The organism is Collinsella aerofaciens, from assembly GCF_028209395.1.
Taxonomy (GTDB): domain Bacteria; phylum Actinomycetota; class Coriobacteriia; order Coriobacteriales; family Coriobacteriaceae; genus Collinsella; species Collinsella aerofaciens_AZ.
The window spans coordinates 1-4,385 of sequence record NZ_JAQLDQ010000040.1; the positions used below are offsets into that span (position 1 = coordinate 1).

Genomic DNA, 4,385 nt, shown 5'->3' on the forward strand with positions numbered 1-4,385 from the left:
TCCTTGGCCTGTTCGAGCGTGTACCTCGTCTCCCTCCACTTCTTCGACAGGTCTACCTGCTGTTCCGGGGGAAGGAAGTCGTTCAGCTCTTCGAGCGAGAAGGGGTGCGTGTTGACCACGAACGCCCTGACCGTGCCGCCGTCCTTCGTCTTGCCGCCGATGACGCGGAACCCTTGGTTGATGCCCTGATGCTGCGGGTGCTCCCATTCCCTCGACGTATACTTGTTCCACATCCTGTCGGTCAGGCGGTACTTCATGTCCTTCAGCAGGCTCTTGGTGTTCGGGTATAGGTCGGCGGGTTCCTCAAGAACGTAGTACAGATGAACGTTGTGGCCGCTCAGGATGATGTAGTTCGGCTCGGGATAAACGGGGTAGTCGCTTCGGCAGTTGTACAGGAAGGCCGTGAGCGTGCCGTCATCCTGCCCGTCGAGGTCGAAAATCATGGCGCACATCTTGCTCTGCGCGTCGGCGGTGTTCGCCCTGCCCCAGTAGGTGAGACCGTTCGTTATCGCCCAGTTCGCATCGCGGAACTCGGCAAGGGTCTCCTCGAACGTGTCCTCTAACAGGATTCGGCGGCGTCTCCTGTCTCCGACGAGCTTCCCGTCGCTGTCGTAATGCCCGCCGAACGAGCCGAGGATTATCGGGTTGGCCTTGTGCAGCCCGCTCGGCTCCCCCTCGGTCTGGATGAACCCGTACCCGAGCTGGAAGATATCCGAGTAGACATCCATGGCCGAGACCTCGGAAGCCCCGTATTCAAGAAGAACGGACTCAAGAGACAATCCCCTCACCAACCCATCCCGGAAGCCCTCATAGGGACGTTATTTTATCAATGATTTTATTTTACACCCAGAGCCAGAAGATACGGTGTATGGCAGAACGTCTGGCATCTCAGACATTTCCCCGATAAAAGCGTCTGGCATTTGTCTGGCACTTGAAGTGCAGGCGTATTTCTCCCGATAGAAAGATATGATATGATTTCATATCATATCGAAAGGAGAGCGGGCATGAGCCAGATAGGGGTTCACCCCAGAATCAGCAGGCGGCACCCCGAGGTGAGCGAAGCGGACGTGATGGCCGCGATGCGGTCGATGATTCGCTACAAGCAACGCGAATCGGGCGAGTGGATTGCCGTCGGCACGGACTCCCGCAGCAGGCTGGTCGAGCTCGTCTACATCTACGATGCCGACGATGACTACTTCTTCGTCTACCACGGGATGACCCCGCCGAGCGGCAAGACGCTCAGGGAACTCGGCTTGGAGAGGTGATTTGGATGAACGTGAACGATTTCATGGCGAAGCACGGCATCACCGATGCCGACCTCGACCGCATGGCCGCGCCCTACGAGGACGGCAGCTTCGAGCCGGAACCCGATGGCGAGGTGTTCAGCGGCTCACACCTCGACGCGGTCGGAACCCGCCGCGTGACGGTGGTCTACGACGCGAAGGATACGCAGAGAGTGGCCATGATAGCCCGCAGCAAGGGCGTGAAGCCGTCTTCGGTCTACAGGGACGCACTCGACTACTATCTGGCAGCACAGGCCTAAAGGACACTGACCATATGGCTGAAACGACAATGGAGCCTTGGAGCTTCACCATCGTCTTCGATGAGGATAAGGCGAAAAAGAACGGTTACGAGGTCGATACCCTCTATGACTACGTTGGCAAGAACGTCGAGGGGCTTGGAAACGAACGCATCGCACGCGGAACTTGGCGTGCAGCCAAGGGATACGATGAGGTCGATGCGCAAACCCTCGCGATTTCCAAGCTCTCCCGTCAGAAGTGGGTCATGCAGAATATCAAGTCACTTGCCTTTCGCGAGGACGATGATGAAATCTATGACGGAATCGAGACCATCCGACGGGTATATCCGGAGCGCGTTTTCGATTCGGAATCGGGCGAGTAGTCGGGTCAATGTAGTTGTCGGTGACTACGGGGCGGCGTGGTCTGCGCTCGCGCGGATCTAAGCCGACTCGTTCATCGACGGCGGAATTGACGCGACGGTCGAAACAGAAGACCAGACTTGATTGAGGGTCGATGGGCTAGCCTGCCCATCGACCCTTTCCTTGCCCTCGTCAGTCGTTTTCGGCATTGTCGAAATCCTCGATTTGCAAACAGATGTTGTTCCGTTCTGCTTCCCTTCGGAGCGCAGCAAGGGCTTCCGCGACTTCCATAAACGTCTCCACCTCACGCGCGAGGACGCGCTGCGCTTCCCCCGCATCGAACACTTTGATGCCATAGGTGTTCAAAAACTTCATGAACTGGTTCAGGTTCGTCCCCTGCTTCGCGAGTTCGTGCGCGGCCTTTCTCAAAGGCTCGGTATCAATGACCCTGATTGTCGCATCGTCGGAATTGGCAAGGAGCGTGCGGGCGTATTCGGAAACCGTCATGCCGTTTTTGGCGGCTTTTCGCTTGAGGGCTTCCTTCTCGTGTTCGGTCATCCGCACCTCGACGCGTGCTTCTTTTCTCCGCATGTCGCTTTCGGCACCTCTCGTTTTTCCAGAATCATCCGTTTGCAAATAGCGCCGCCGCGTTTGCAAACGGTGCGAAATCGAGCGGCAGGGTTGCCGCCCACTGAAAACCGGCAACTCTAAATTGCCGGTTTTCCAAAGCGCAAGCGCTCTCCCGTCAAGGCCGCTAAAGCCGTTCGGGAGCAAGATGGAAGTGAGGAAAAAGTCCACAACAGTGGAGTTTGTCCGTACACTTCCCAAATCTTGCAACTCGAAGAGCGGCCTTGGCCGGTGAGCGCTTGCGCGAGAGTCTTCTTTCTGCGGTGCCGCCGCCGCAGAAAGAAGACGGACAGCCCGACTAGGCGAACGCGCAGTAGACGCACCCGCCCTTTCGGTCATACTCCCAATCGCCCGGAAGCTCGTTGCCGTCTGAATCGACCTCGACCCACCAGCCGTCCTCCGGGTCTCCCATGACGCGCCAGCGGCGCTTGCCGAGCTGCGATACGAGTTCATCGCCGTCAGGCTCGACGAGCGCGGAGTCGCCCACATCGCCGACGCGCTCGACCGACAGAACCCACGCCTTGCCCTCGGCGCTCGCGATTCGGTTGAAGAACTCCGACAACTCAAAGTCAGCCACCTCGGTGCGCTCGCATTCCCCCGACCTGCGCAGCACGGATACGTTCCACTTCATGGCTAGCCCCTCCAAGCCCTCCTGAGCCTTTGCCAGCGGCTCAGCTTCTGCTCGGTCGATTCCAGCGCGAGCGTCTGGGCGGTCTCGTGGTGGAGCGCCTGGGCGCCCTGCACGGCCTTGGTGCTGTCGGCCACGGTCTCCATGAGCTTGGCTATCTGCTCGTCCTTCTTGGCGAGCTGGTCGATGAGGGCGGCGAGCGCTGGCGAATCGGCTCCGCTCGACCGCTCGTCACCGTGTATCTCCTGTGTATCTCGGTGTGTATCACCCTGTGTATCAGGCGGCTCCTCGTCAAGCGAATCGATGAACCCGCGAATCAAATCAGTTTGAGAACATCCTCGCAGCTCGGAAACCTTTTTTAGCTTACAGATTTGCTCATCTGTAAGCCTGAACATCTTCTGCGGCACGTGTATCTCCTGTGTATCTCGGCGTGTATCACCCTGTGTATCAGCCCATTTCATCACCCAAACGCAAAGCAGGCAAGAATCAATCGGCTTTCGGCTCCGTCATATCGACGTGAACGTGCCCGTTTTCGTACCATGCGCCATCCGGCAGGCCGTCGGTATCGCACTTCCAGTCCCTCAGCCACTTGATGACTGTCGGTCGGGATACACCAAGAGCCTTGGCTATTTCCGAGTGGTTGGCATCCGGGTGCTCCCGGGCATAGGAGCGAATCAGCTCGCGCTTCTCACCGCTTCCCTTCGGCCGACCGCTGTTTTCATACTCGTTCTCGCCGAGAACGTCGCGACGCATCTTGCGCAGCCCGTTTAGATACTCCATGTGCTGTGGCTGCTTCCTGTAGTTCCGCTTGTTCTTCGGGATCACTATTCCCGATATCCTCTCCAAGTCCTTGATGGGGAACTTCTTGTACCGCAGGTCGAGGCATTCGAGAGCGTTCTCGACCTCATGGTCGTTGCCGAACGGGTGCTCGGTGTCTACCGAATCCAGGAACGGCACCAGCGAATCCATGTCCGCCTTGACGCGTTCGCGGTCGGTGATGCCGCACTTCACGGCGTATATCGCCAGAGCCATCAGGCAGAAGTACCTATGGCTGAACGTCGCACCCGCGCGTATCTTGCGCAGCCACCAGTTGTAGAGGTCTTCCTTGGCATCCCACGAGCCGTCGGCACGTCCGCCGTTGACGATGACCTTCTCGTACCACTCGGGGAATCTCTCCTTGGCCTGTTCGAGCGTGTACCTCGTCTCCCTCCACTTCTTCGACAGGTCTACCTGCTGTTCCGGGGGAAGGAA

The 4,385-nt window shown here is 58.2% G+C and carries 8 protein-coding genes; 3 read left to right on the plus strand and 5 right to left on the minus strand.

Annotated features, from left to right (window positions below; genetic code table 11):
- A partial coding sequence (locus tag PMW67_RS09490; protein ID WP_271739672.1) for a hypothetical protein occupies positions 1–779 on the minus strand: 779 nt, incomplete at its 3' end.
- Positions 780–1,004: 225 nt separating this feature from the next.
- Between PMW67_RS09490 and PMW67_RS09495 the strand changes: the two genes are divergently transcribed.
- The 3 genes from PMW67_RS09495 to PMW67_RS09505 are packed head-to-tail and all read left to right on the plus strand — an operon-like array spanning position 1,005 to position 1,902.
- The gene (locus PMW67_RS09495; RefSeq protein ID WP_012814666.1) at positions 1,005–1,265 is read left to right on the plus strand and encodes a hypothetical protein; all 261 of its coding nucleotides are present in this window, start codon (positions 1,005–1,007) and stop codon (positions 1,263–1,265) included.
- A 5-nt stretch (positions 1,266–1,270) separates the two neighbouring features.
- The gene (locus PMW67_RS09500; protein ID WP_215675006.1) at positions 1,271–1,543 is read left to right on the plus strand and encodes an NADP oxidoreductase; all 273 of its coding nucleotides are present in this window, start codon (positions 1,271–1,273) and stop codon (positions 1,541–1,543) included.
- 14 nt (positions 1,544–1,557) lie between these two features.
- Positions 1,558–1,902, plus strand: a complete 345-nt coding sequence (locus PMW67_RS09505; RefSeq protein ID WP_233506208.1) for a hypothetical protein — start codon at positions 1,558–1,560, stop codon at positions 1,900–1,902.
- 169 nt (positions 1,903–2,071) lie between these two features.
- Here PMW67_RS09505 and PMW67_RS09510 read toward each other — a convergent pair whose 3' ends face one another.
- The 4 genes from PMW67_RS09510 to PMW67_RS09525 all read right to left on the minus strand — a co-directional run.
- Complete coding sequence (locus tag PMW67_RS09510) at positions 2,072–2,470, minus strand: plasmid mobilization protein (RefSeq protein ID WP_271739677.1); 399 nt, start codon at positions 2,468–2,470, stop codon at positions 2,072–2,074.
- 334 nt (positions 2,471–2,804) lie between these two features.
- Complete coding sequence (locus tag PMW67_RS09515) at positions 2,805–3,137, minus strand: hypothetical protein (protein ID WP_271739679.1); 333 nt, start codon at positions 3,135–3,137, stop codon at positions 2,805–2,807.
- Positions 3,138–3,139: 2 nt separating this feature from the next.
- Positions 3,140–3,454, minus strand: a complete 315-nt coding sequence (locus PMW67_RS09520) for a hypothetical protein (RefSeq protein ID WP_215675002.1) — start codon at positions 3,452–3,454, stop codon at positions 3,140–3,142.
- 166 nt (positions 3,455–3,620) lie between these two features.
- A partial coding sequence (locus tag PMW67_RS09525; RefSeq protein ID WP_271739681.1) for a helix-turn-helix domain-containing protein occupies positions 3,621–4,385 on the minus strand: 765 nt, incomplete at its 5' end.

Coding starts and splice junctions, on each gene's coding strand:
- PMW67_RS09495 (WP_012814666.1), top strand. CDS start 1,005: ATGAGCCAGATAGGGGTTCACCCCAGAATCAGCAGGCGGCACCCCGAG.
- PMW67_RS09500 (WP_215675006.1), top strand. CDS start 1,271: ATGAACGTGAACGATTTCATGGCGAAGCACGGCATCACCGATGCCGAC.
- PMW67_RS09505 (WP_233506208.1), top strand. CDS start 1,558: ATGGCTGAAACGACAATGGAGCCTTGGAGCTTCACCATCGTCTTCGAT.
- PMW67_RS09510 (WP_271739677.1), bottom strand. CDS start 2,470: ATGCGGAGAAAAGAAGCACGCGTCGAGGTGCGGATGACCGAACACGAG.
- PMW67_RS09515 (WP_271739679.1), bottom strand. CDS start 3,137: ATGAAGTGGAACGTATCCGTGCTGCGCAGGTCGGGGGAATGCGAGCGC.